This is a genomic window from Streptomyces sp. R11, assembly GCF_041051905.1.
Taxonomy (GTDB): domain Bacteria; phylum Actinomycetota; class Actinomycetes; order Streptomycetales; family Streptomycetaceae; genus Streptomyces.
In genome coordinates this window covers 6,088,088-6,112,723 of the sequence record NZ_CP163432.1, presented here as the reverse complement: position 1 = coordinate 6,112,723, position 24,636 = coordinate 6,088,088, and the positions used below count along the sequence as shown (strand labels likewise).

Sequence of the window (24,636 nt, the reverse complement as noted above, 5' to 3'; positions counted from 1 at the left end):
GCGGACGGCACGAAGGGGGCGGTCATGGCCTCACCCATGTCCGCGAGCAGATTCCTGGAGAGACTCCGGGCGGAGGGTGCGACTGTCGTCGAGGTCGGCGACTGGGAGCACCACAACCGCAACCACGTGGGGCCGTGGGGCCCCGTCCACGGCGTGATGATCCACCACACGGTGACCAAGGGCAGCGCGCAGACGGTGGAGCTCTGCCGCAAGGGCTACGAGGGGCTGCCCGGGCCCCTGTGCCACGGCGTCATCACGAAGGACGGGCGGGTGCATCTGGTCGGCTACGGCCGTGCCAACCATGCCGGGCTGGGCGACGACGACGTTCTCCGCGCGGTCATCGCCGAGAGCGCGCTGCCGGCCGACAACGAGGCCAACACCGACGGCAACCGGCACTTCTACGGCTTCGAGTGCGAGAACCTGGGTGATGGACAGGATCCCTGGCCGGCGGCTCAGTTGGAGGCGATCGAGCGCGTGTCGGCGGCTGTGTGCCGTCATCACGGGTGGACGGAGCGGTCGGTGATCGGGCATCTGGAGTGGCAGCCCGGGAAGGTGGATCCTCGGGGGTTCACCATGGCTTCGATGCGTTCGCGGATCCGGGATCGGTTGTCCTAGGGCGGGATGCCTGCGGCGGCCCGTGCCGGTGAGTGGGGCGCGCCGGCGGGCGGCGGGCGGCGGGCGACAATGGACTGGTGAAGCGCCTTGCCCTGACCGGTCTGCAGCCCCGGCTCCCCTCGCCGGTGCATGAGGTTGTGGACTCCCGGTTCGGGCGGGGTGGCGTTCGGTTGGTTCTCAAGCGGGACGATCTGATCCATCCGGAGTTGGTCGGCAACAAGTGGCGCAAGCTTGTGCCGAATCTGGTGGCCGCGAGTGGGCGCACGGTTGTCACTTTCGGCGGCGCCTACTCCAACCACTTGCGTGCCACCGCTGCCGCGGGGCGCCTGCTCGGGCTGAGCACGGTCGGTGTGGTGCGTGGCCAGGAGCTTGGTGAGCGGCGCCTCAATCCGTCGTTGGAGCGATGCGTGGCCGACGGTATGCGGCTGCACTTCATCGACAGGGCGACTTATCGACGCAAGGCCGAGCCGGAGACATTGGCGGCCGTTCTGCGGGCGGCGGGTGCGGAGGGGGCCTACGTGGTGCCGGAGGGCGGGAGCAATGCCCTTGCCGTACGGGGGTGCCGGGCGCTCGGGGAGGAGTTGCGGGGGCAGGCCGATGTGGTCGCCGTTGCCTGTGGGACGGGCGGGACGCTCGCGGGGCTGGCTGCCGGGCTGGGGCCCGGGCAGCGGGCCTTGGGTGTGCCCGTTCTCAAGGGTGGCTTCCTGGGTGATGAGGTACGGGGGCTCCAGGCGGAGGCGTTCGGAGGACCGCGGGGTGATTGGTGGCTTGATGAGCGGTTTCATTTTGGGGGGTATGCCCGAACGACCGGTGAGCTTGAAGCCTTCGCCGATGATTTCGAGGAGCGGCATGGGGTGGCTGTTGAGCGTCTCTATGTCGCCAAGTTGTTGTATGGGCTCGTTGTGTTGATGGAGGAAGGGGCCTTCGCGCCTGGCGCGACGGTCGCCGCCGTTGTCACCGGCGCTCCGTTCGAGGCTCAGCCCGCCTCGCGATAGGCCGCCGCCTCCTCCAGGTCCAGCCTGCGCAGCAGTGTCCGCAGCATCTCGTCGTCGATGAAGCGGCCGTCCCGTAGTTTCACGAACACCGCTCGCTCGGTGCCGATCACCTCGCGGGACAGACGGCGGTAGGTGTCGTCGACGGACTCGCCGGTGATGGGGTTGGCCTGGCCGAGGCGTTCCCAGACGGAGTTGCGGCGGCGCTCCAGGACGGCTCGCAGGCGGTCGGCGAGGGCCTCGGGGAGGTCGTTGCGGTCGTCGGAGAGGAGTTCCTCCAGGCGTCGTTCGGCGGCGCGGGAGGCCTGTGCCTGGGCGTTGGCCTCGGCGAGGGTCTCGGCCTGGGTGTCACGGCCGGGGAGTTTCAGCAGGCGGATCAGCGGCGGCAGGGTCACGCCCTGGACGACGAGCGTGCCGATGACCGTTGTGAACGTCAGGAAGAGGATGAGGTTGCGCTCGGGAAACGGTTCGCCGCCGTGCATCGTGAGCGGGATCGAGAAGGCGATGGCCAGCGACACCACGCCTCGCATGCCGGCCCAGGAGATGACGAACGCGCCCTTCCAGGTCGGGTTCGCCTCGCGTTTGCGGATCCGTGCCGACAGCATGCGCGGCAGGAACGTCGCCGGGTAGACCCACACGAAGCGCGAGGCGACGACCACCGCGAAGACGGCGAACGCGTACCAGGCGGCGCGGGTCCCCTCGTACTCGCCAAGCCCCTTGAGCACCACCGGCAGTTGCAGTCCGATCAGGGCGAACACCGCCGACTCCAGTACGAACGCGACCATCTTCCACACGGCCTCCTCCTGGAGGCGGGTGGCGAAGTCGACCTCCCACGCGCGGTGTCCCAGGTACAGCGCCACGACCACGACCGCCAGCACTCCGGAAGCGTGCACCTGCTCGGCGGCCGCGTACGCGACGAACGGGATCAGCAGCGAGAGGGTGTTCTGCAGCAGCGCCTCCTTCACGTGCGTGCGCAGCCAGTGGAGCGGCACCATCAGCACCAGGCCCATGCCGATGCCGCCGAACGCCGCGAGCAGGAACTCGCCGATGCCGCCGGCCCAGGTGGCGCCCTCACCGACGGCGGCCGCGAGCGCCACGCGGTAGGCGGTGATCGCGGTGGCGTCGTTCACCAGGGACTCGCCCTGCAGGATCGTGGTGATCCGGGACGGCAGCCCCACCCGGCGCGCGACCGCCGTCGCGGCGACCGCGTCCGGCGGCGCCACCACCGCGCCCAGCACCAGCGCCGCGGTCAGCGGAAGACCCGGCACGACCAGATACGCGATCCAGCCGACGGCGAAGGTCGCGAACAGCACGTACCCGACCGACAGCAGCATCACGGGCCGCATCTGAGCCCGCAGATCGAGATACGAGCTGTCCGTCGCAGCGCTGTGCAGCAGCGGGGGCAGCACCAGCGGCAGGACGATGTGCGGGTCGAGGGTGTACTCGGGCACGCCCGGCAGGTACGAGACGAGGAGGCCGACGGCGACCAGCAGCAGCGGCGCCGGCACCGGCGCCCGCCGAGCGGCCGCGGCAACAGCGGCACTCCCGGCCACCAGCAACAGCAGTGGCATCACATCCATACGCCTCGCCCACCCTCGCCCTCGTGCATCGTCGTCGCGGCCCGCCCTCGATTTTCCGCGCCGTCGTGCGCGTGGCCGTCGTAACCTGGCAATCATGAAACAGTGCACGCACGCCGACGCGCTGCCGCACCCGGAACCCGATCCGCTCAACGAGACATGTCCCGAGTGTCTGGCGGAGGGCTGGCACCCGGTACAGCTGCGGCTCTGCCTCACCTGCGGTCACGTCGGCTGCTGCGACTCCTCGCCGGGACGCCACGCCACGGAACACCACAAGGAGTCCGGCCACCCGATCATGCGGACGTTCGAGCCCGGCGAACTCTGGCGCTGGTGCTTTGTCGACCACGTACTCGTGTGACGGGGACGTACGCTGGACAACCGAGGATCCGGACGGTTCGACCGTCTGACGCCTGGGTACGTCAAACCGGCGCGCGCTCTTCCCAATTGGGCCCGCAGACCCCCTAGCCACGGAGCGTATCCGTGTGTTTACTATGAGTGACAGCAAGGGGTTGGGGTCCTGGGGACAGGAAAGTTCAGAGCGCGATAGCGTCACCGCTGAACCACAGATCGCGTTACCCCGGGGGGCGACCCTCGGCCCCGAGAAGCTTGTACCACCTTGGAGGTGAGGGTGTCCCAGATCGCAGGCGAGCCCGCGACCCAGGACTTCGTGGAAGTCCGGCTGCCGGCTGCGGGTGCCTACCTGTCGGTGCTGCGTACGGCGACTGCCGGCCTCGCGGCCCGTTTGGACTTCACCCTCGACGAGATCGAGGACCTGCGCATCGCGGTGGACGAGGCCTGCGCGATCCTGCTCCAGCAGGCCGTGCCCGGCTCGGTGCTCAGCTGTGTCTTCCGACTAGTCGACGACTCGCTCGAGGTCACCGTCTCGGCCCCGACCACGGACGGCCACGCCCCCTCCAGGGACACCTTCGCCTGGACCGTGCTGTCGGCCCTCGCGGGCAAGGTCTCCTCCGCCGTGGACGAGGACAAAACCGTTTCGATCAGCCTCTACAAACAGCGCGGCGCGGGACCCGGGCCGGCGTGAGGAACGGGGACGGGCCGGTGCGGGACGAAGAGCGCGGCACACGGGAGCTGCCGGACGGCGCTGCCCCCTGCTCGGACGGAGCCGAGAGCCTGGGAGCGGACCCGAGCGGTCCGAGCGGTACCCGGCGCATGGCGGACGGCATCGACGGCATCCCCGAACAGGCCCGGCCGCACCCGGAGGACAACTCCGCGGAGGCCGGCTTCCTGGCCGACGGACGGGATGACGAAGGCGCCGTGCAGGGCCCGCCCGCGGGCGGGCGGATCGGGGTCTCCCCAGTCCGAGCGGGGGCGAGGGCTCGGGAGAAGGCAACGGGCGGGACGATGAGCGAGCACCAGCGAAACGCCGAGGACGAGGCGATGAGCGCGCACAGCGTGCAGGCCACGCAGCACGACCCTCAGGACCGCAGCGGGGCGCGCGCCTTGTTCGTCGAGCTGCGCAAGCTGCAGGACGGCAGCCCGGAGTACGCGAACCTGCGCAACCAGCTCGTTCGCATGCACCTGCCGCTCGTCGAGCACCTCGCGCGCCGCTTCCGCAACCGCGGCGAGCCGCTCGACGACCTCACCCAGGTCGCCACCATCGGTCTGATCAAGTCGGTCGATCGGTTCGACCCGGAGCGCGGCGTCGAGTTCTCGACATACGCGACCCCGACGGTCGTCGGCGAGATCAAGCGGCATTTCCGCGACAAGGGCTGGGCGGTGCGGGTGCCGCGGCGCCTCCAGGAGCTGCGCCTCGCCCTGACGACGGCCACAGCCGAGCTGTCCCAGCAGCACGGGCGCTCCCCGACCGTCCACGAACTCGCCGAGAAGCTGGCGATCTCGGAGGAGGAGGTCCTGGAGGGCCTGGAGTCCGCCAACGCGTACTCCACGCTGTCGCTGGACGTCCCCGACACGGACGACGAGTCCCCCGCGGTCGCGGACACCCTCGGCGCGGAGGACGAGGCGCTGGAAGGCGTCGAGTACCGCGAGTCGCTCAAGCCGCTGCTCGAGGATCTCCCGCCCCGCGAGAAGCGGATCCTGCTGCTGCGCTTCTTCGGCAACATGACCCAGTCGCAGATCGCGCAGGAGGTCGGCATCTCCCAGATGCACGTGTCCCGCCTGCTGGCCCGCACGCTGGCGCAGCTGCGGGAGAAGCTGCTGGTGGAGGAGTGACGGCTCCCTGAGAGCCGCCGGCTACTTCTGATCCGGTGCGCTGCCCGGCCCGCGGATGCCCAGGGCCCGGGTGGTCTCCGGGTTGATCAGGAGCACCAGCGTGGCGATCGCGACCGCGGCGATCGCAATGCCGACCGGGATCGCAATGCTGTCGGCCTGCAGCAGGCTGTAGGCCACCGGCAGCGCCATGATCTGCGTGATGACGGACGGTCCCCGGCTCCAGCTGCGCTGAGCGAACAGCCCTCGCGCGGCGAGCAGCGGCAGCAGGGCAAGCACGACCAGTGTCACGCCCAGGGTGACGGCCTGCTGCCGATCGTCCGGATCCCCGGCGAGCCCCAGCACCAGCACCCAGACGCCCCCGACGGCCAGCGCCAGCCCTTCCAGCGCGGTCAGTGCCGCCGCATACGTCAGCCGCCGCGGACGCGGACCGGCGGTTTCCGGGGTGGTGGGGGTCTGCTGCTTGGTCACCCTTGAAGGGTAGCCGCCGCGATATCGCCCTCGGAGACGGAGGCTCCTGCCCGACGGCCGACAGCAACCAGCCCGGCCGGTGTTTGAGGACAAGGCCCCTCAAGGGCCGAGTCAGGAGTCTGGGGGCGGCAGCCCCCAGCAGGGCCCGCAGCAGAGCCGACCGCCCATGAAACCGACCGCACAGAAACCCACGGCCAAGCCGACGGGAGTCCACCCGTGTCGAGACTCACGCCTCATCTCTTACCGGATCCCAACCTCGACCTGTGCCCAGTACCCCCCAGTAGGTACGCTGCCAGTCATGCGTGCACTTCTCGTGGTCAATCCGGCAGCAACCACCACAAGCGCACGTACGCGCGATGTCCTGATCCACGCGCTCGCCAGCGAGATGAAGCTGGAAGCGGTCACCACCGAGTACCGCGGCCACGCGCGTGACCTGGGCCGGCAGGCGGCGGAGAGTGACGACGTCGACCTGGTGGTCGCCCTCGGCGGCGACGGCACCGTGAACGAAGTCGTCAACGGACTGTTGCACAACGGCCCCGACCCGGACCGCCTCCCCCGCCTCGCCGTGGTCCCCGGCGGCTCCACCAACGTCTTCGCCCGCGCCCTCGGCCTGCCCAACGACGCCGTGGAGGCGACCGGCGCCCTGCTCGACGCCCTGCGTGAAGGCAGCGAACGTACGGTCGGAATGGGCATAGCGGGCGGCACCCCGGGGACGGAGGACGAAGCCGTACCCGGCAGATGGTTCACCTTCTGTGCGGGCCTCGGCTTCGACGCCGGCGTAGTCGGCCGGGTCGAGCAGCAGCGCGAGCGGGGCAGGAAATCGACGCACGCCCTTTATCTGCGCCAGGTGGTACGCCAGTTCCTGCAGGAGCCCAACCGCCGGCACGGCACTATCACGCTGGAGCGGCCGGGCCAGGACCCGGTGACCGATTTGGTGCTGTCCATAGTCTGCAACACCGCTCCGTGGACTTATTTGGGCAATCGCCCGGTGTACGCGGCGCCTAAGGCGTCGTTCGATACCGGCCTCGACGTACTCGGTCTCAGCCGTATGTCCACGGTCGCGGTTGCCCGGTATGCAACCCAGTTGCTTACTTCGTCCCCCGAGCGTGGAGCCCATGGCAAGCATGCGGTCACGCTGCACGACCTGGACCAGTTCACCTTGCATTCGAAGGTCCCATTGCCCCTTCAGATGGACGGCGACCACCTGGGGCTGCGCACGAGCGTGACGTTCACAGGCGTACGCCGTGCACTGCGTGTGATTGTGTGAGCGGAACGGGCTAAAGTCCTTTCACTCGAACGTTTAGGCCAGGATCCACCCCATGGAAGTACGGCTGTGACCTAGTCGACACCGAGGAATCAAAAAAAACTTTCCGGAAGGGGTTGTATCCGTCGCTGAGGTTTGCGAGTCTCTACGTGGCGATCGAGACGGCCCGCAAGACCGGCCTCCACTGATCACCGGAACCCCTCTTCAAATCACAGGACCTCGCCAGGGAACCTGGCGGTCGGCCCTTCACTTGTTGAGGGATTCGTGAAAGCGTTCACATTCACAAGCAACCAGCACGTAATACCAAGGAGAGGTAGCAGCCATGGACTGGCGTCACAACGCCGTTTGCCGCGAGGAAGACCCCGAGCTCTTCTTCCCCATCGGCAACACCGGTCCTGCGCTGCTGCAGATCGAGGAAGCCAAGGCCGTCTGCCGTCGCTGCCCCGTTATGGATCAGTGTCTGCAGTGGGCGCTCGAGTCCGGCCAGGACTCCGGCGTCTGGGGTGGTCTCAGCGAGGACGAGCGTCGCGCCATGAAGCGCCGCGCCGCCCGCAACCGGGCCCGTCAGGCCTCCGCCTGACAACACCCGCCCCGCAAACAGCCTCAGCTTGGCGGCGCGTACAGCGCGTACGCATCTCCCGCCCCCGAGCCGCAGCGCGCAGTACCCCTGCTTAGCGATTGCAGAGCAGCAACGAGCACTAGCCCTGGACCAGATGGTCCAGGGCTCTTTGCTGTCCCCGCCCGCTGGTGTTACCGTCCGCGGCTACTTGTGCGCCCGCACCGGGATGTCCAGGATCACCCTGGTCCCCCGCTCCGGGGCCGGGACCATGTCGAACGTCCCGCCCAACTCGCCTTCCACCAGCGTCCGTACGATCTGCAGGCCGAGGTTGCCCGCGGTGTGCGGGTCGAAGCCCTCGGGGAGGCCCACGCCGTCGTCCTGGACGGTGACCAGAAGGCGGACCTGCTTCGTCGTACCGCCGCGGACGGCCGAGACCTCGACCGTGCCGGTGTCGCCCTCGCGGAAGCCGTGCTCCAGCGCGTTCTGGAGGATCTCGGTCAGGACCATCGACAGCGGGGTGGCGACCTCGGCGTCCAGGATGCCGAAGCGGCCGGTGCGCCGGCCGGTGACCTTGCCGGGCGAGATCTCGGCGACCATCGCCAGCACGCGGTCGGCGATGTCGTCGAACTCCACGCGCTCGTCGAGGTTCTGGGAGAGCGTCTCGTGCACGATCGCGATCGACCCGACCCGCCGTACCGCCTCTTCCAGGGCCTCACGGCCGCGGTCGGACTCGATGCGGCGCGCCTGGAGGCGCAGCAGGGCGGCCACCGTCTGGAGGTTGTTCTTGACGCGGTGGTGGATCTCCCGGATGGTCGCGTCCTTGGTGATCAACTCGCGCTCGCGGCGGCGCAGTTCGGTGACGTCCCGGAGGAGCACCAGCGAACCGATACGCGTGCCCTTGGGCTTGAGCGGGATCGATCGGAACTGGATCACACCGTCACCGGACTCGATCTCGAACTCGCGGGGTGCCCAGCCGCTGGCGACCTTGGCGAGCGCCTCGTCCACCGGTCCCTGCGTCGGGGCGAGTTCGGCGGTGGTCTTGCCCAGGTGATGGCCGACGAGGTCGGCGGCGAGGCCGAGGCGGTGGTAGGCGGACAGCGCGTTCGGGGAGGCGTACTGGACGATGCCGTCCGCGTCGACGCGGATCAGGCCGTCGCCGACGCGGGGCGAGGCGTCCATGTCGACCTGCTGGTTGGCGAACGGGAACGATCCGGCCGCGATCATCTGCGCGAGATCCGAGGCGCTTTGGAGGTACGTCAACTCCAGGCGGCTCGGGGTGCGGACGGTCAGCAGGTTGGTGTTGCGCGCGATGACACCGAGGACGCGCCCCTCCCGTCGTACGGGAATCGACTCGACGCGGACCGGGACCTCCTCGCGCCACTCGGGGTCGCCCTCCCGCACGATCCGGCCCTCGTCGAGGGCAACGTCCAGCATCGGGCGGCGGCCGCGCGGGACGAGGTGGCCGACCATGTCGTCCTGGTACGAGGTAGGGCCGGTGTTGGGCCGCATCTGCGCCACGGAGACATAGCGGGTGCCGTCGTGGGTGGGGACCCACAGGACGAGGTCGGCGAAGGAGAGGTCGGAGAGCAGCTGCCACTCCGAGACCAGCAGGTGGAGCCACTCGAGGTCGGAGTCGTCGAGGGCCGTGTGCTGGCGTACGAGTTCGTTCATGGAGGGCACGTGGCCGAGCGTACCTGGCGGTACGGACATGGCTGGAAACCAGCCGCTACGGGAGGCGATCCGGCCCCGGAAACACCCGCGGGCCGCGGCGCCTGAGAGGGACCCTCAGCCCTCCCGGCACCGCAGCCCGGAGCAATATCGGCCGTGGGGTGTGCGGTCCCGGTCGGCCGAAGGATGAGGAGCCGGGGCAGTCAGGGCAGAGAGCTCCGGTTCCTCGGTCCGCCTTCCTGTGCGGGGAAGACGGAAGTCGGTGCGTTCTCGTACTACGCACTCCTTCGCATTGTGGACTAGACCACTCTGGTGTGTCCATGCGTTGGAGCGTGTTTGCTGTTGGCGCTTCTTCGCGGGCTCCGAACCGGCTGGAGAAGCAGTGGGACGGCCCTGTCATCCACCACGCAGCCTAACCCGTGTGGGTTCATGTGCGAGGCCAGTTGGCCATGGCAATTTCCGCAAGTGCCTCCAGTTCCTCCCGGCTCGCCCCGTCGCGCGCCTGTTGTGACATGCCCTGGATCATCGCGCCGGCGTGCCGGGCGAGGGCGGGGGCGTTGGCGTCGGCAGGGAGGGCGCCGGTGGTGATGTCTGCTTCGATGCGGCTGCGGATGGCGGCGATGGTGGCGTTGCGCCGGTCGCGCAGGGAGTCGGCGACCTCCGGGGTCGTGCAGTTGATGGCCGCGTGGGCGATGAGGCAGCCCTGCGGATGGACGGGATCCGTATAGACGCCGGCCGCCTCTCGCAGGGTCCGCTCGACGGCCGCCCGGGAGGTGGGCTCCTCGGCGAGCGCGCGGTCCGCGAACGAGGCGTAGCGCGAGGTGTAGACCCGGACGACCTCTTCGAAGAGCGAGCGCTTGTCACCGAAGGCCGCATACAGACTCGGGGCGCCGATGTCCATGGCGCGGGTGAGGTCGGAGACGGACGTCGCCTCGTAGCCGCGCTCCCAGAAGGCCAGGATCGCCTTCTCCAGGGCGGTTTCACGGTCGAAGGAACGGGGTCGACCGCGCGTCTTCGCCGCAGGTCGGGCTCCCGCCCCCGTCTCCGTCGCCACCTCGCCGTTCACCATGGAGTGCATTTTATAGCGAGCACTAGAGAAACGTCGGCGGGCTGTTGTACGTTCTTTCTGTAGCGACCGCTAGGGAAATGCGAGAGGGCGTCGGCATGGGCGTGCTTGCGGGCAGGACGGCACTGGTCACGGGGGCGAGCAGGGGGATCGGACGGGCGATCGCCGCGCGGCTGGCACGGGACGGGGCGCGGGTCGCCGTGCACTACGGCAGTAACGAGGCGGCGGCGAAGGAGACGGTCACCGCGATCGAGGCGGCGGGCGGCAGCGCATTCGCGATCCGCGCCGAACTGGGCGTGCCCGGTGACGCCGAGACCCTATGGGAGGCCTTCGACCGCCATGCGCAGGGCGTGGACATCCTGGTGAACAACGCGGGCATGGCGATTTTCGCGACCATCGGGGAGACGGACGAGGAGGCGTACGACCGGACGCAGGCGGTCAACGCGAAGGCACCGTTCTTCATCGTCAAGCACGGCCTCGGACGCCTGCGCGACCACGGCCGGATCATCAATGTGACGGCCGCCACGGACTACGCCATCGCCCCCATAGCCGCCACCCACATGGCCAAGGGCGCAGTCACCACCCTGACCCGCTCACTCGCCGCCGAGTTGGCGCCGCGCGGCATCACCGCCAACTCCGTCGGGCCCGGCTTCATCGACACGGACCTGACGAGCGCCGCACTCGCCGACCCCGGCATACGCGGGCACGCCGAGGCCGTCTCGGTCTTCAAACGCGTCGGTACGTCGTCTGACGTGGCCGACGTGGTGGCCTTCCTGGCGTCGTCCGACTCCCGCTGGGTCACGGGGCAGCACATCGACGCGACCGGGGGCTCGCTGCTGAGCCTGCACTAGTCAGCGCGTCTCCGTCACCTTCGCCAGCGCCCGCGGCGCGTCCGGGTCCTGGCCTCGGGCGATGGTGACCTCGTAGGCCAGGAGCTGGAGCGGGAGGATCTCCAGGATCGGCTGGAGCTCCTCGGCGACGCCCTCGGTGGGCAGGACGAAACCGGCCGAGGCCTGCTCGACCTGGCGCCGGGCCCCGATGACGACGAGGTCGGCTCCGCGGCCGCGGAGCCGGTCGAGGACTGGCTGGAGGACCTCGCCACCCTTGCCGTCGGTGACGACCGCGATGACCGGGGAGACGTTGTCGACCATGGCGAGCGGGCCGTGCAGCAGGTCGGCGCCGGAGTAGGCGAGGGCCGGGATGTAGCTGGTCTCCATCAGCTTGAGGGCGGCTTCCTTGGCCGTGGGGTAGCCGTAGCCGCGGGAGGTGATCACCATGCGTTCGGCGAAGCGGTAGCGGGCGGCGAGGGTGCGCACCTCGTCCTGCCGGGCGAGCAGTTGCTCGGCGAGATCCGGGAGCGGCAGGGCAGGGGCGCCGTCACCGCCGCGCAGACCCTCGACGAAGAGGTACAGGGCGAGAAGGGAGGCCGTATAGGTCTTGGTCGCGGGCAGGGCCCTCTCCGGTCCGGCCATGATGTCGAGGTGGTACTCGGAGACGGCGGCCAGCGGGGAGTCGGGGTTGTTGGTCACCGCGAGCGTGATCGCGCCGGCCTCACGGGCGGCCCTGGTCGAGGCGACGACGTCCGGGGAGCCGCCGGACTGGCTCACGGTGATGACCAGGACGTCGGTGAGGTCGGGACGGGCGCCGTAGGCGGTGGTGGTCGACATGGAGGTCAGGCCGCAGGGCAGGCCGAGGCGGACCTCCAGGAGGTACTTGGCGTAGAGCGCGGCGTTGTCGGAGGTGCCGCGGGCGGTGAGCAGGACGAAGCGGGGTGCGCGGGCGGCGATCTCCTGCGCGACGCGGCGGATGGCGGGCGCGCCCTGGGACAGGATCCTGCGCAGCACGGCGGGCTGTTCGGCCATCTCGCGGGCCATGATCCGGCCGGGGAGGTCGTTGTGAGGGGCGTGCGGGTCGGGAGGGTACGGGGTCGTGGTGGTCATGGGACCTTCCCTGCTCTAGCGCCCGCTGCCGGGCATGGCGCCTGCCGCTTCCGGCGGACAGTTTCCATTCCACTCCCCCATGGGCAATGACGCCTGCCCGACGGTCCGCCGAAATGTCCGCGAGGCTTCCGTTCACCTGGGCCGCGTAGCCTCGCTCTGTTAGATTGGTCTAAACCACATGCCCCTTCAGGGTGCCCTTCGAGACCTACTTCAGATCGGCAGGCCCAGCGTGGAAGTTGTCATCGTTCCGGACGCCAAGGCGGGTGGCGAGCTGATAGCCGAGGCCATGGCCCAGCTACTGCGGCGCAAGCCCGACGCCCTGCTCGGCGTGGCCACCGGCTCGACGCCACTGCCCATCTACGCGGCACTCGCGGCCAAGGTGCGCTCCGGCGCCGTCGACGCCTCGCGGGCGCGGATCGCGCAGCTCGACGAGTATGTGGGGCTGCCCGCGGAGCACCCGGAGTCGTACCGGTCGGTGCTGCGCCGCGAGGTGCTGGAGCCGCTCGGGATCGGGATGGACGCGTTCATGGGGCCGGACGGTACGGCCGAGGACGTGACCGGGGCGTGCGAGGCGTATGACATGGCGCTGGCTGAAGCCGGGGGCGTGGACCTGCAGTTGCTCGGGATCGGGACCGATGGGCACATCGGGTTCAACGAGCCGTGCTCCTCGCTGGCGTCGAGGACCCGGATCAAGACGCTGACCGAGCAGACCCGGGTCGACAACGCGCGGTTCTTCGACGGGGACATCGAGCAGGTGCCGCACCACGTCATCACCCAGGGGATCGGGACGATCCTGGAGGCGCGGCACCTGGTGCTGCTCGCCACCGGTGAGGGCAAGGCGGACGCGGTCGCCGCGACCGTCGAGGGGCCGATCGCGGCCGTCTGCCCGGCCTCGGCACTGCAACTGCACCCGCACGCGACGGTCGTCGTCGACGATGCCGCCGCGTCCAAGCTCAAGCTGGCCGACTACTTCCGGCACACATACGCCAACAAGCCGGAGTGGCAGGGGATTTAGGGGCGCCTTGCATGCCGGGCATGCGTGCGGCGGGCGCCCGTGATGAGGGGCCCGCCGTGCGCTCGCCGGACATACGCAGGTTCCAGAAGCCGGCCGCCCGTCGGTTCCGGAGGCCGACTGCCTCCCCGGTCTAGAGGCCGGCCGCCTCGTCCTCGGTCGGTTCGTCCTGTGCCGTCAGGCCGGCCACCCACAGCGGCATCAGCCAGTGGGCCGCGAGGACGGCGGCGAGGACGGGTGCCGCGTAGACGCGGAGGGCGTCGCCGTCGGCCGCGCCCGCCGTCAGCAGGCCGGCCACGGCCGCGAGCAGCAGGCTGGTCATTGCGCGGTGGGCACGCGCGAGTACCCGCCGGCGCTCGGCCGACTGCCGCTCGTCGAGGGCGCGTTCGCGCAGTTCGAGCAGGCCCCGGGTGGCGCCGTTGATCACGCCTGTCGCCACCATCCAGGGCAGCATCAGCACCGCCGTGGCGATGACGGCCCACATCGGCTCCGCCGAAGAGAGGGAGAAGTACGTGGTCAGGGCCCCGATGGCCACGGTGAGTGCGACATGCGCGGCGACCACCAGCCGGCGACGCGTGGTCGTGGCGTACAGCGGGCGCCCTCGGGGGTCGTTCATCAACCGCAGCATGCTCCGGTCGTAGCGCGTCAGCCGCGTCGTGGTCATGACCGTTTCCTCCCGTAGACCTCGTCCGTGAGCGGCCGGAACGGTTCGAGGGAGAACAGCGCCTCGACCGGCAGTCCGAAGAACTTCGCGATCTTCAGTGCCAGGTCGAGGCTCGGGTTGTACTGCCCCCGCTCGATGTAGCCGATGGTCTGGTAGTGGGCTCCCACTGCCTCGGCCAGGCTCTGGCGCGACACCTTGCGTTCGGCACGCACCATCGCCAACCTGTTGTGCACCTGCTCGCTCATGTATAAGAAGTACTACATTCGGGAGTGGAGCTGCAACCACAGGGCATCGAGCGGGTCGCGGAGAGGATTCAGCCTCGGGGCCTCATGCCCCGGCGATGACCTCCGCCGCCGCACGTCCGCACACGCGGGCCGCGCCGTACGTGGCGATGTGCAGGGCGCCGCGGGGCTTGGCCTGGGGGACGCCCATTTCGACGACGACCGTGTCCGGGCGGGATCGCAGCAGGGTGTCGAGGGCCGTTGCCATCCAGGGGTGGCGGTGTTCGTCGCGGACGACAGCCACGATGCGGCGGCCGGCCGCTGCCTGCAGCGCCTCCAGCCCCGCCTCCTGCCCCGTGTAGCCGGCGGTCTCGGTGCCGGGGAGCAGCCGGGCCAGTTCGGCGGCGACGCCCCAGGGGGTCTCGTCGCCGACGGCGATGTTCGCGACCGGAGTGAAGGCGGCGACGTACGGTGCCTCGGTGAGCGGGGTGAAGCCCTCCGCGCCGGTCGCCCTCAGTGCGCGCCGGGCGGCGACGAGGCCCACGTCCGAACGCGCCTCGCCCTCGGCGCCGGGGACGGTCGCCGTCCAGTGGGCCAGCTCGCGGACCCGTTCCGCCGCGTCCGCCAGCCGTTCCTCGGGGAGTTCGCCGGCGCGGACCGCCGCGACCAGGGCGTCGCGCAGACGTCGTACCGTCTCGTCGTCGGCGAGGCCGCCGCCCACGCAGATCGCGTCGGCGCCGGCCGCGATGGCCAGCACGCTGCCGCGTTCGATGCCGTAGGTGGCGGCGATGGCCTGCATCTCCATGCCGTCGGTGACGATCAGGCCGGTGTAGCCCAGTTCGCCGCGCAGCAGGTCGGTCAGGACGGGGCGGGACAGGGTTGCCGGGTGGTCGGGGTCCAGGGCCGGAACCAGGATGTGCGCGCTCATCATCGCCCTCGTGCCGGCGGCGATCGCCGCGCGGAACGGGGAGAGTTCCCGGTCGGCCAGGACCGCGGCCGCCGCGTCGATGCGGGGCATCGAGTGGTGGGAGTCGACCGCCGTGTCGCCGTGGCCCGGGAAGTGCTTGGTGCAGGCCGCGACGCCGGCCGACTGGAGGCCGGTGACGTAGGCCGCGGTATGCCGGGCGACCAGGGCGGTGTCGGCGCCGAAGGAACGTACGCCGATGACCGGGTTCGAGGGGTTGGAGTTCACGTCGGCCGACGGGGCCCAGTTGAGGTTCACTCCGCAGGCTGCCAGGCGGCGGCCCATCTCGAAGGCCACCTCCCTGGTCAGCTCCACGTCGTCCACCGCGCCCAGGGCGTGGTTGCCGGGGAAGCTGGAACCGGTCCGCACCTCCAGCCTCGTCACATCACCCCCCTCCTCGTCGATCGCGACCAGCACGTCGTCGCGCTCGGCGCGCAACTGGGCCGTCAGGGCGGCCAGTTGCTCGGGCGAGGCGATGTTGCGGCCGAACAGGCCGACGGAGGCGAGGCCCTCGCCGAGGCGGCGCAGCAGCCAGTCGGGGGCGGTGGTGCCGGTGAACCCGGGCTGGAGGACGGTCAGGGCATCGCGCGTCAGAGTGTCGGTGCCGCTGGCGAATGTCGTCATCGGGTGGCGTTATCCCTTCACGGCGCCGGCCGTCAGGCCGCTGACAGCCTTGCGCTGCAGGAAGACGAAGAGGATCAGGATCGGGATGGCGAAGAGGGAGGACGCCGCCATCGTCGCGCCCCAGTCGTTGCCGAAGGCGGTCTGGAAGCTGGACAGCCACAGTGGCAGGGTCTGCGCCTCCGCCTCCTTGTTCAGCACCAGGACCAGGGGGAATTCATTCCATGCGGTGATGAAGCCGAACAGGGACGTGGACATCAGCCCCGGCGCAAGGAGCGGCAGGATGACCTTGCGGAAGGCCTGGGCGCGGCTGCAGCCGTCGACCATCGCGGCCTCCTCCAGCTCCCGGGGCACCGCGGCGACGAAGCCGCGCAGCGTCAGGATGGTGAAGGGCAGGATCATCATCATGTAGAAGACCGTCAGCGGCAGCAGGCTGTTCAGCATCGACGCGTCCCGCACGATCATGTACATCGCGATGATCATGACCTCCCAGGGGGCCATCTGGGCCATCATGAAGCCGATGACGAACCCCCGCCGCCCCTTGAACCGCATCCGGGCGAGGGCGAAGGAGCCGGCCAGCGCGATGATCAGGGAGAGGCCGACCGCGCAGAGCGTGACGATCAGCGAGTTGCTGACGTACGACCAGAAGTGGTCGACGCCGGTCGCCCGCTTGAAGTGCGCGAAGGTGATGTCGGTCGGGAACCACACCGGGTTCTCCGAGATGATGTCGCCGGTCGGCTTGAAGGCCGTGGAGAACATCCAGTACACGGGGAAGACGAAGCCGATGAACAGGACGACGGCCGTGACGTTGGGCCACAGGCGGCCGAAGAGCGAGCGCTTCACAGCTCGTCCTCCTCTTGCTTGAGCACGATCCTGAGGTAGTACGCGGTCAGGCCGAGCAGGATCAGGATGGTCAGGACGGCGATCGCCGCGCCCATGCCGTAGTGCTGGTTGCCGACGCCCTCGATGTAGGCGTAGACGGGCAGGATCTCGGTCAGCCGGTCGGGGCCGCCGCCGTTGATGGTGAAGACCTGCACGAACGCCTTGAAGACCCAGATGATCTCCAGGAAGGTCGTGGCGTAGAGGAAGGGGCGCAGGAACGGCAGCGTCACCGTGGTGAAGCTCTTCCAGGCGCCCGCGCCGTCCAGCGCCGCGGCCTCGTAGAGCTCGCCCGGGATGGTGGTCGTGGCCGCGTAGAGGTTGATCGCGACGAACGGGATCGACATCCAGACGATCAGCAGGGTGACCACGAAGAACGTCGACATCTGACTGCTGGTCCAGCTGTAGTCGGCCATGGAGTGCCAACCCAGCTTGTCCAGCACCCAGTTGACGACACCGAAGCGCTGCGCGAACAGCCACTGGTAAACGGTGCTCGCGGCGACCACTGGCATCGCCCAGGCCAGCACAAGACCGACCAGCAGCGTGACCCGCATCCGCCTGCCGAGGCGGGCGAGCAGCAGGCCGACCAGGGCGCCGATGACCATGATCAGGGCGACGTTGACCGCCGTGAACAGGATCGAGCGCAGGGTGACGCGCCAGAAGTCCTCGCCGGTGAGGACCTCTTTGTAGTTGTCGATGCCGTTCCACTCGGTGACGTGCTGGATCAGCTGCGCCATGTTGAGGTTCTGGAACGACAGCAGGATGTCCTTGACCAGCGGCCAGCCGAGCAGCAGCACGGTGGCCGCGCAGGCCGGCAGCAGCAGGAGGTACGGGGTGAGCGCGCCGAGGCGGGACGCGGCTCGGGGCGGCGGCCCGGCGGAACCGCTCTCGGCTTTCCCGACTGCGTCCACCGGACCGGAAGGCGGCCGTTCGGTCTGCACGGTCATGCTCGCGATCTCTCTTCTCGGCCTGCGTGTCTCGGCCTGCGTAACTCGGCCTGCGTGTCTCGACCTGCGTACGTGGACCCGCGTACGGTCGCCGGGGCGGGGGGGGCGTCACGCGCATCCCCCGCCCCGGCGCGACCGTTTGCCCTTACTGCTTCTGCGCCAGACGCTTGTTGAACTCGTCCTCGACCTGCTTGGCCGCCTCGGCCGGCGACTTACCGTTCAGCACGGCGGTCATGTACGTCTTGACCGGGTTGGGCGCGTTCTCCACGGCCGCCCACTCCGGGATCAGCGGCGTGGTGCCACCGCCCGCGGCGGCCGGCGCGGCGGCCTCGGCGACGGCGTTGCCCTTCAGGTTGGTCTGCAGCGCCTCCTTGTTCGGGATGACGCCGTTCTGCTTGGCGAGCTCGCCCTCGTACTGGTCGGACAGCGCGATCTTCAGGAACTCCTTGGCGAGCTCCTGCTTCTTGCTGCCCGCGGCGACGGCGAGGTTGGAGCCGCCCAGGAAGACACCCTCGGGCTTGTCGGCCGTGGCACCGGGGATGGTGAAGTAGCCGATGTCCTGCTCGATCTTCTTGTTGGCCGCGATCGCCGTACCGGCCTCCCAGCCCATGCCGATGAAGGCGCCGACGTTGCCCTTGGCGAAGACCTCGGCCTGCTGCGGGGTCGCCTCGTCCTTGTCCTTGGGGGCCTTGGACAGGGCCTGGAACTTCTTGTACGTCTCCATGGCGGCGGCGACCTTGGGGTCGTCGAGGTTGGAGACGTACTTATCGCCGTCCTTCTTCACCAGCTCGGCGCCCTCACCGATGGTCAGGCCGACGAAGTGGTACCAGTTCTGGCCCGGCAGGTAGATGGGCTCGGCGTCGGTCTTCTCGCCGATCTGCTTGAGGTCGGCGTAGAACTCGTCGCGGGTCTTGGGGATGTCCTTGATGCCGGCGTCCGCCCAGACCTTCTTGTTGTAGAGGACGACGCGGTTGGCGAAGTACCATGGGGCGGCGTACTGCTTGCCGTCGTAGATGGACGACTCGTTGAGAGACTCGGCCCAGTCGGCGCCGATCTCTGTCTTGAGGTCGGCGAGGTCGGCGAGGCCGCCGGTCTTGGCGTAGGCCGGGGTCTGGGTGTTGCCGATCTCGAAGACGTCCGGCGGGTTCTCCTCCGACAGGGCGGTGGTCAGCTTCTGCTGGATGCCGTTCCACTGCTGGATCTCGAACTTGACCTTGGCCTTGGTCTTCTTCTCGAAGGCGGCCTGGACGTCCTTCTGCCACTGGTCCGGGGACGAGCCGTCCATCACCCACACCGTGAGCGTCTCGCCCGCGTAGCCGTCGGCCCCTGCCTTGTCCCCGCCGTCGCCGTTGTCGCCCCCGCACGCCGCCAGGGAGATCATCATGCCCGCGACACCGATCGCGGATATCAGCTTGCGCTTCACGCCACCCTCCTCAGGGATGCCACAAACCCCCCTGCCTCCCCGCACGAGCGTTGGGCCGGGACCTGGACCAATGGTGTAGACCAGTACGGGGAGCTTGGACCAGACCAGAAAGCGTGTCAAGGGGCACGGAAAGGGGCCTGACCAGCCGTTATGCGACCTACATATGAAGGAACCTTTAAGTAAGAAGCCAGCGAAAACACCGCCGCCGGAGTACTCTCGTCCGCTAGACCAGTTGGCACTGTGGACTAGACCAAAAGAGGCGGCGACGGGTATATAGAAGGGATCACGATGTGACCCGCATCCGGAGCCGGGAAGGCGAAGCATGAGCACCGACGTCAGCAGTGCGGAGAACGAGAACGGCGCCACCGTCCGTACCGCCCGCGTGCCCAAGTACTACCGCCTGAAGAAGCACCTTCTCGACATGACGGAGACCCAGGCGCCCGGCACCCCGGTACCGCCCGAGCGCACGCTGGCCGCCGAGTTCGACACCTCCCGCACGACCGTGCGCCAGGCCCTGCAGGAGCTGGTCGTCGAGGGACGCCTGGAGCGCATCCAGGGCAAGGGCACGTTCGTCGCCAAGCCGAAGGTCTCGCAGGCCCTGCAACTCACCTCGTACACCGAGGACATGCGCGCCCAGGGCCTGGAGCCGACCTCCCAGCTGCTGGACATCGGCTACATCACCGCCGACGACCGCCTCGCCGACCTCCTCGACATAACGGCCGGCGGCCGGGTGCTGCGCATCGAGCGGCTGCGCATGGCGAACGGCGAGCCGATGGCCATCGAGACGACCCACCTGAGCGCGAAGCGCTTCCCGGCCCTGCGCAGGTCCCTGGTCAAGTACACCTCCCTCTACACCGCACTCGCCGAGGTCTACGACGTCCATCTCGCCGAGGCCGAGGAGACGATCGAGACCTCCCTGGCCACCCCGCGCGAGGCCGGCCTGCTCGGCACGGACGTGGGCCTGCCGATGCTGATGCTGTCCCGGCACTCGCTGGACCGGGACGGGCAGCCGGTGGAGTGGGTGCGGTCCGTTTACCGCGGGGACCGCTACAAGTTCGTGGCGAGGCTCAAGCGGCCTCAGGACTGAGCCCGCCCGGGAAGGTGAAGGGACAACACGTGAAGGGACAACAACTCCCGCACGCGGTGTAGCGCGTCTCCTCAACCTGCTCTACGTTCCTCCCGTCGCCGCATGGACGGGAGGGCCACCCGGTGCGTACCGCGAACGTCCGAACCATCGTCGTCTGGAGCCTCGTTGCACTGGTCGGTGCGTCGGGGTGGACCGTACTCGCACTCTCCCGCGGCGAGGAGGTCTCTGCCGCCTGGATGGTCGCCGCCGCCCTCGGCTCGTACGCCATCGCGTACCGCTTCTACGCCAAGTTCATCGCGTACAAGGTCCTCAAGGTCGACCGGACCAGGGCCACCCCGGCCGAACGCCTCAACAACGGCATCGACTTCCACCCCACCGACCGCCGAGTCCTCCTCGGCCACCACTTCGCGGCGATCGCCGGCGCCGGGCCGCTCGTCGGCCCGGTCCTGGCCGCGCAGATGGGGTATCTCCCCGGCACCATCTGGATCATCGTCGGCGTCATCTTCGCGGGCGCGGTCCAGGACATGGTGGTGCTGTTCTTCTCCACCCGCCGCAACGGGCGTTCGCTCGGCCAGATGGCGCGCGAGGAGATCGGCCCGTTCGGCGGCGCGGCCGCGCTGCTGGCGACCTTCGTCATCATGATCATCCTGCTCGGCGTGCTGGCCCTGGTGATCGTCAACGCCCTCGCGCAGTCCCCTTGGGGCACCTTCTCCATCGCGATGACGATTCCGATCGCCCTGTTGATGGGCTTCTACCTGCGGGTGCTACGCCCCGGCCGGGTCGCCGAGGTCTCGCTGATCGGCGTCGCATTGCTGCTGTTCGCGTTGATCGCGGGCCGCTGGGTGGCCGAGTCGTCGTGGGCCGACACCTTCACGCTCGCGCCTTCGACGCTGGTCGTCTGGATGGTGGCGTACGGCTTCATCGCCTCGATCCTGCCGGTGTGGATGCTGCTGGCGCCGCGCGACTACCTGTCGACCTTCATGAAGATCGGCACGATCTTCCTGCTCGCCCTCGGCGTCGTCATCGCCCTGCCGACGCTGAAGATGGACGCGGTGACGGACTTCGCCTCGCGCGGGGACGGCCCGGTCTTCGCGGGGTCGCTCTTCCCCTTCGTCTTCATCACCATCGCCTGCGGCGCACTGTCCGGCTTCCACGCGCTCATCTCGTCGGGTACGACCCCGAAGATGATCCAGAAGGAGACGCAGGTCCGGATGATCGGGTACGGCTCCATGCTGATGGAGTCGTCGGTCGCCGTGATGGCGCTGGTGGCGGCGAGCATCATCGACCCGGGCCTGTACTTCGCGATGAACGCGCCCGCGGGAGTCATCGGCGACACGGTGCAGAACGCCTCGCAGGTCGTGGGGAGTTGGGGCTACCAGATCTCCCCGGAGGCGCTCGCCCGGGCGGCGGAGAACGTCGAGGAATCGAGCCTGCTCTCCCGTACGGGCGGCGCGCCCACGCTTGCCATCGGCGTCTCGGAGATCTTCTCCGAGGTCACGGGCGGTGGCCTGCGGGCCTTCTGGTATCACTTCGCGATCATGTTCGAGGCGCTGTTCATCCTGACCGCCCTGGACGCCGGCACCCGCGTGGGCCGCTTCATGCTCCAGGACATGCTGGGCAACGTCTACCGGCCCTTCAGGAACATCAGCTGGAAGCCCGGTCTGGTCATCACCAGCGCGGTGGTGTGCGGCCTGTGGGGCTACTTCCTGTGGGTGGGCGTCCACGAGCCCCTCGGCGGCATCAACCAGCTCTTCCCGATCTTCGGCATCTCGAACCAGCTGCTCGCGGCGGTCGCCCTCGCCGTCTGCACGACCCTGCTGGTGAAGTCGGGGCGCCTCAAGTGGGCCTGGATCACCGGGGTTCCGCTCGCCTGGGACGCCACGGTGACGCTGACCGCCAGTTGGCAGAAGGTCTTCTCCAGTGACCCGAAGGTCGGCTTCTTCAAGCAGCGCCAGGTGTTCCAGGACGCCATCGACCGCGGGGAGGTCCTGCCGCCCGCCAAGAGCATGGACGACATGCACACCGTGGTCACCAACTCCACGGTGGACGGTGTCCTCACAGCGGTCCTGGCTCTCCTGATCGTCATCGTGATCGTCGACGCCACCCGCGTCTGCGTCCGGCACGTCCGCCGCCCCGCGCTGTCCACGCTCAGCGAGGCGCCGTACGTCGAGTCGAAGATCACGGCGCCGGCGGGGCTGTTCCCGACCAAGGAGGAGAAGGAGGAGGAACGCCGTGCGGTCGCTGAGGCGAGCAGTCAGTCTTCGGCGGGTATTCAGTAGCGTGCGCTGGTACGTGCGTGAGCTGACCGACGAGTCGGCATACGACCGTTACGTCACCCACGTACGGCATGAGCACCCGGACGCGGAGGTACCCTCCCGGCGCGAATTCGAGCGGATGCGGACGGACCGTCAGGAAGCAGATCCACGCCAGGGGTTCCGCTGCTGCTGAGCGCCCGGTTGGCGTGCACACCAATCCTCCACATCCGATATGCGGACAGGGTCTTCCGCTGTCGTTGCACCGTCACCTAGATTGCCCGGGCGTTTCTCAGGTGATCAGTGAGGGGACGGAGCCGTCAGATGTCAGATGCCCCAGAGGTGAACAGAGAGCCGGTGGTGACGCCCATACGGGTCGTCATCGGACTCTGCCTCGTTGCGCCCTTCGTGGCGATGCTGTGGGTCGGTTCGTACGCAAAGACCGATCCGGCGTTCGCCGGCATCCCGTTCTTCTACTGGTACCAGATGCTGTGGGTCCTGCTCTCCACGCTGCTGACCATGGTGGCGTACAAGTTGTGGCAGCGTGACCAGCGCGGCCGCGCCGCCCAGAAGGGCGGTGCGTCGGAATGAACGACGGCGTGAACGGCGTCGCACTCGGCGTCTTCATCTTCTTCTTCCTGGCCGTCACGGTCATGGGCTTCCTGGCCGCGCGCTGGCGCAAGGCCGAGAACGAGAACAGCCTCGACGAATGGGGGCTGGGCGGCCGGTCGTTCGGCACCTGGGTCACCTGGTTCCTGCTCGGCGGCGACCTGTACACGGCATACACCTTCGTCGCCGTCCCCGCGGCGATCTACGCGGCGGGCGCGGCCGGCTTCTTCGCCGTGCCGTACACGATCCTCGTCTACCCCCTGATCTTCACGTTCCTGCCCCGCCTGTGGTCGGTCTCCCACAAGCACGGCTATGTGACGACCTCGGACTTCGTGCGCGGCCGCTTCGGCTCGAAGAGCCTGTCGCTGGCGGTGGCCGTCACCGGCATCCTGGCGACGATGCCGTACATCGCGCTCCAGCTCGTCGGCATCCAGGCCGTGCTGGACGTGATGGGCGTCGGCGGCGGCGAGAACACGAACTGGTTCATCAAGGACCTGCCGCTGCTCATCGCGTTCGGTGTGCTGGCCGCGTACACCTACTCCTCGGGCCTGCGCGCGCCCGCGCTGATCGCGTTCGTGAAGGACACGCTGATCTACATCGTCATCGCGGTGGCGATCATCTACATCCCGATCAAGCTCGGCGGCTTCGACGAGATCTTCGCCAAGGCGGGCGAGGCGTACAGCCAGACCAACCCGGCCACGGGCGCGCCGCGCGGTGCGCTGGTCCCGGGCGAGGCGGGGCAGTGGACGTACGCCACGCTGGCGCTGGGCTCCGCCCTCGCACTGTTCATGTACCCGCACTCGATCACCGCGACGCTGTCCTCGCGCAGCCGTGAGGTGATCCGCCGCAACACCACGATCCTGCCGCTGTACTCCCTGATGCTGGGCCTCCTGGCGCTGCTGGGCTTCATGGCGATCGCGGCCGGCATCAAGGTGCAGAACGGCCAGCTGGCCATCCCGCAGCTGTTCGAGACCATGTTCCCGTCCTGGTTCGCGGGCGTGGCCTTCGCGGCGATCGGCATCGGCGCGCTGGTGCCGGCGGCGATCATGTCGATCGCGGCTGCGAACCTCTTCACCCGCAACATCTACAAGGACTTCATCAAGCCGGACGCGACGCCCGCGCAGGAGACCAAGGTCTCCAAGATCGTGTCCCTGCTGGTGAAGGTGGGCGCGCTGGTGTTCGTCCTGACGATGGACAAGACGGTCGCGATCAACTTCCAGCTGCTGGGCGGCATCTGGATCCTGCAGACCTTCCCGGCCCTGGTCGGCGGCCTGTTCACGCGCTGGTTCCACCGCTGGGCCCTGCTGGCCGGCTGGGCGGTCGGCATGATCTACGGCACGGTCGCCGCCTACGGCGTCGCCTCCCCGACCCAGAAGCACTTCGGCGGCTCGGCGAAGGAGATCCCGGGCATCGGTGAGATCGGCTACATCGGCCTCACCGCATTCGTGCTGAACGTGGTGGTCACGGTCGTCCTGACCTTCGTCCTGAAGGCCGCGAAGGCCCCGGAGGGCATCGACGAGACGAAGCCGGAGGACTACACGGCCGACGCCGGCGACCCCGGAGTCCAGGTCGAACTGCCCCCGGCGACGGCGGGCACGAGCCACTGACGCGGGATTCA

The 24,636-nt window shown here is 68.9% G+C and carries 25 protein-coding genes; 14 read left to right on the top strand and 11 right to left on the bottom strand.

Going from position 1 to position 24,636, the window contains the following annotated elements:
* Positions 1 to 24 precede the first annotated feature (24 nt).
* Together AB5J55_RS28365 and AB5J55_RS28360 are read left to right on the top strand one after the other, a co-directional pair.
* On the top strand, positions 25 to 615 hold the full coding sequence (locus tag AB5J55_RS28365) for an N-acetylmuramoyl-L-alanine amidase (RefSeq protein WP_369273338.1): 591 nt from the start codon (positions 25 to 27) through the stop codon (positions 613 to 615).
* Positions 616 to 692: 77 nt separating this feature from the next.
* Positions 693 to 1,610 (top strand): 1-aminocyclopropane-1-carboxylate deaminase/D-cysteine desulfhydrase, encoded by a 918-nt coding sequence (locus tag AB5J55_RS28360; protein ID WP_369273337.1) that lies wholly within the window; start codon positions 693 to 695, stop codon positions 1,608 to 1,610.
* On the opposite strand, the gene AB5J55_RS28355 is transcribed toward AB5J55_RS28360, so the two are convergent.
* Positions 1,592 to 3,187, bottom strand: coding sequence for a Na+/H+ antiporter (locus AB5J55_RS28355; RefSeq protein WP_369273336.1), 1,596 nt, complete (start codon positions 3,185 to 3,187; stop codon positions 1,592 to 1,594). The genes AB5J55_RS28360 and AB5J55_RS28355 overlap by 19 nt on opposite strands.
* 94 nt (positions 3,188 to 3,281) lie before the next feature.
* Between AB5J55_RS28355 and AB5J55_RS28350 the strand changes: the two genes are divergently transcribed.
* The 3 genes from AB5J55_RS28350 to AB5J55_RS28340 all read left to right on the top strand — a co-directional run bounded on the left by AB5J55_RS28350 (position 3,282) and on the right by AB5J55_RS28340 (position 5,374).
* The gene (locus tag AB5J55_RS28350) at positions 3,282 to 3,542 is read left to right on the top strand and encodes a UBP-type zinc finger domain-containing protein (protein WP_369273335.1); all 261 of its coding nucleotides are present in this window, start codon (positions 3,282 to 3,284) and stop codon (positions 3,540 to 3,542) included.
* 270 nt (positions 3,543 to 3,812) lie between these two features.
* Entirely contained in the window at positions 3,813 to 4,226 is a 414-nt protein-coding gene (locus tag AB5J55_RS28345) for an anti-sigma regulatory factor (protein WP_004925829.1), read from the top strand.
* Positions 4,223 to 5,374 (top strand): RNA polymerase sigma factor SigF, encoded by a 1,152-nt coding sequence (locus AB5J55_RS28340; protein ID WP_369273334.1) that lies wholly within the window; start codon positions 4,223 to 4,225, stop codon positions 5,372 to 5,374. Before AB5J55_RS28345 ends, AB5J55_RS28340 begins: the two co-directional genes overlap by 4 nt.
* Before the next feature lie 21 nt (positions 5,375 to 5,395).
* On the opposite strand, the gene AB5J55_RS28335 is transcribed toward AB5J55_RS28340, so the two are convergent.
* On the bottom strand, positions 5,396 to 5,842 hold the full coding sequence (locus AB5J55_RS28335) for a hypothetical protein (protein ID WP_369273333.1): 447 nt from the start codon (positions 5,840 to 5,842) through the stop codon (positions 5,396 to 5,398).
* Between the two features lie 298 nt (positions 5,843 to 6,140).
* Between AB5J55_RS28335 and AB5J55_RS28330 the strand changes: the two genes are divergently transcribed.
* Together AB5J55_RS28330 and AB5J55_RS28325 are read left to right on the top strand one after the other, a co-directional pair.
* The gene (locus AB5J55_RS28330; protein WP_369273332.1) at positions 6,141 to 7,109 is read left to right on the top strand and encodes a diacylglycerol kinase family protein; all 969 of its coding nucleotides are present in this window, start codon (positions 6,141 to 6,143) and stop codon (positions 7,107 to 7,109) included.
* A gap of 319 nt (positions 7,110 to 7,428) precedes the next feature.
* The gene (locus AB5J55_RS28325; RefSeq protein ID WP_006142322.1) at positions 7,429 to 7,686 is read left to right on the top strand and encodes a WhiB family transcriptional regulator; all 258 of its coding nucleotides are present in this window, start codon (positions 7,429 to 7,431) and stop codon (positions 7,684 to 7,686) included.
* A gap of 183 nt (positions 7,687 to 7,869) precedes the next feature.
* Here AB5J55_RS28325 and AB5J55_RS28320 read toward each other — a convergent pair whose 3' ends face one another.
* Both AB5J55_RS28320 and AB5J55_RS28315 read right to left on the bottom strand, forming a co-directional pair.
* A complete protein-coding gene (locus tag AB5J55_RS28320) occupies positions 7,870 to 9,345 on the bottom strand; it encodes a sensor histidine kinase (RefSeq protein ID WP_369273331.1) in 1,476 nt (491 codons plus the stop codon).
* 415 nt (positions 9,346 to 9,760) lie between these two features.
* On the bottom strand, positions 9,761 to 10,402 hold the full coding sequence (locus AB5J55_RS28315; protein ID WP_369273330.1) for a TetR/AcrR family transcriptional regulator: 642 nt from the start codon (positions 10,400 to 10,402) through the stop codon (positions 9,761 to 9,763).
* Positions 10,403 to 10,497: 95 nt separating this feature from the next.
* Here AB5J55_RS28315 and AB5J55_RS28310 point away from each other — a divergent pair, with 95 nt between their 5' ends.
* On the top strand, positions 10,498 to 11,250 hold the full coding sequence (locus AB5J55_RS28310; RefSeq protein WP_369273329.1) for an SDR family oxidoreductase: 753 nt from the start codon (positions 10,498 to 10,500) through the stop codon (positions 11,248 to 11,250).
* Here AB5J55_RS28310 and AB5J55_RS28305 read toward each other — a convergent pair whose 3' ends face one another.
* Entirely contained in the window at positions 11,251 to 12,339 is a 1,089-nt protein-coding gene (locus AB5J55_RS28305) for an SIS domain-containing protein (RefSeq protein WP_369273328.1), read from the bottom strand.
* A gap of 229 nt (positions 12,340 to 12,568) precedes the next feature.
* Between AB5J55_RS28305 and nagB the strand changes: the two genes are divergently transcribed.
* Positions 12,569 to 13,354 (top strand): glucosamine-6-phosphate deaminase, encoded by a 786-nt coding sequence (gene nagB, locus AB5J55_RS28300; protein ID WP_369273327.1) that lies wholly within the window; start codon positions 12,569 to 12,571, stop codon positions 13,352 to 13,354.
* A gap of 130 nt (positions 13,355 to 13,484) precedes the next feature.
* Here the strand turns inward: nagB and AB5J55_RS28295 are convergent, their stop codons facing one another.
* From AB5J55_RS28295 to AB5J55_RS28270, 6 genes are all read right to left on the bottom strand, one after another.
* Positions 13,485 to 14,015: a hypothetical protein gene (locus tag AB5J55_RS28295; protein WP_369273326.1), complete on the bottom strand. Its 531-nt coding sequence runs from the start codon at positions 14,013 to 14,015 to the stop codon at positions 13,485 to 13,487.
* Complete coding sequence (locus AB5J55_RS28290) at positions 14,012 to 14,260, bottom strand: helix-turn-helix transcriptional regulator (protein ID WP_369273325.1); 249 nt, start codon at positions 14,258 to 14,260, stop codon at positions 14,012 to 14,014. The genes AB5J55_RS28295 and AB5J55_RS28290 overlap by 4 nt, the downstream gene beginning before the upstream one ends.
* A gap of 82 nt (positions 14,261 to 14,342) precedes the next feature.
* Positions 14,343 to 15,824, bottom strand: coding sequence for a glycoside hydrolase family 3 protein (locus AB5J55_RS28285; RefSeq protein WP_369273324.1), 1,482 nt, complete (start codon positions 15,822 to 15,824; stop codon positions 14,343 to 14,345).
* 9 nt (positions 15,825 to 15,833) lie between these two features.
* Positions 15,834 to 16,664: a carbohydrate ABC transporter permease gene (locus AB5J55_RS28280; protein WP_369273323.1), complete on the bottom strand. Its 831-nt coding sequence runs from the start codon at positions 16,662 to 16,664 to the stop codon at positions 15,834 to 15,836.
* A complete protein-coding gene (locus AB5J55_RS28275; RefSeq protein WP_369273322.1) occupies positions 16,661 to 17,647 on the bottom strand; it encodes a carbohydrate ABC transporter permease in 987 nt (328 codons plus the stop codon). Before AB5J55_RS28275 ends, AB5J55_RS28280 begins: the two co-directional genes overlap by 4 nt.
* Positions 17,648 to 17,792: 145 nt before the next feature.
* Positions 17,793 to 19,070: an extracellular solute-binding protein gene (locus AB5J55_RS28270; protein ID WP_369273321.1), complete on the bottom strand. Its 1,278-nt coding sequence runs from the start codon at positions 19,068 to 19,070 to the stop codon at positions 17,793 to 17,795.
* Between the two features lie 322 nt (positions 19,071 to 19,392).
* Between AB5J55_RS28270 and AB5J55_RS28265 the strand changes: the two genes are divergently transcribed.
* The 5 genes from AB5J55_RS28265 (at position 19,393) to mctP (ending at position 24,625) form a co-directional block, all read left to right on the top strand.
* Positions 19,393 to 20,157: a GntR family transcriptional regulator gene (locus AB5J55_RS28265; protein ID WP_030947772.1), complete on the top strand. Its 765-nt coding sequence runs from the start codon at positions 19,393 to 19,395 to the stop codon at positions 20,155 to 20,157.
* Between the two features lie 122 nt (positions 20,158 to 20,279).
* Positions 20,280 to 22,436 (top strand): carbon starvation CstA family protein, encoded by a 2,157-nt coding sequence (locus AB5J55_RS28260; protein ID WP_369273320.1) that lies wholly within the window; start codon positions 20,280 to 20,282, stop codon positions 22,434 to 22,436.
* Positions 22,399 to 22,605 carry a YbdD/YjiX family protein gene (locus AB5J55_RS28255; RefSeq protein WP_369276325.1) on the top strand — a complete coding sequence of 69 codons (207 nt, stop codon included), beginning with the start codon at positions 22,399 to 22,401 and terminating at the stop codon, positions 22,603 to 22,605. The genes AB5J55_RS28260 and AB5J55_RS28255 overlap by 38 nt, the downstream gene beginning before the upstream one ends.
* Positions 22,606 to 22,733: 128 nt before the next feature.
* Positions 22,734 to 23,000, top strand: a complete 267-nt coding sequence (locus AB5J55_RS28250; RefSeq protein ID WP_369273319.1) for a DUF3311 domain-containing protein — start codon at positions 22,734 to 22,736, stop codon at positions 22,998 to 23,000.
* Positions 22,997 to 24,625: a monocarboxylate uptake permease MctP gene (mctP, locus tag AB5J55_RS28245; protein ID WP_369273318.1), complete on the top strand. Its 1,629-nt coding sequence runs from the start codon at positions 22,997 to 22,999 to the stop codon at positions 24,623 to 24,625. Before AB5J55_RS28250 ends, mctP begins: the two co-directional genes overlap by 4 nt.
* The last annotated feature ends 11 nt before the right edge of the window (positions 24,626 to 24,636 follow it).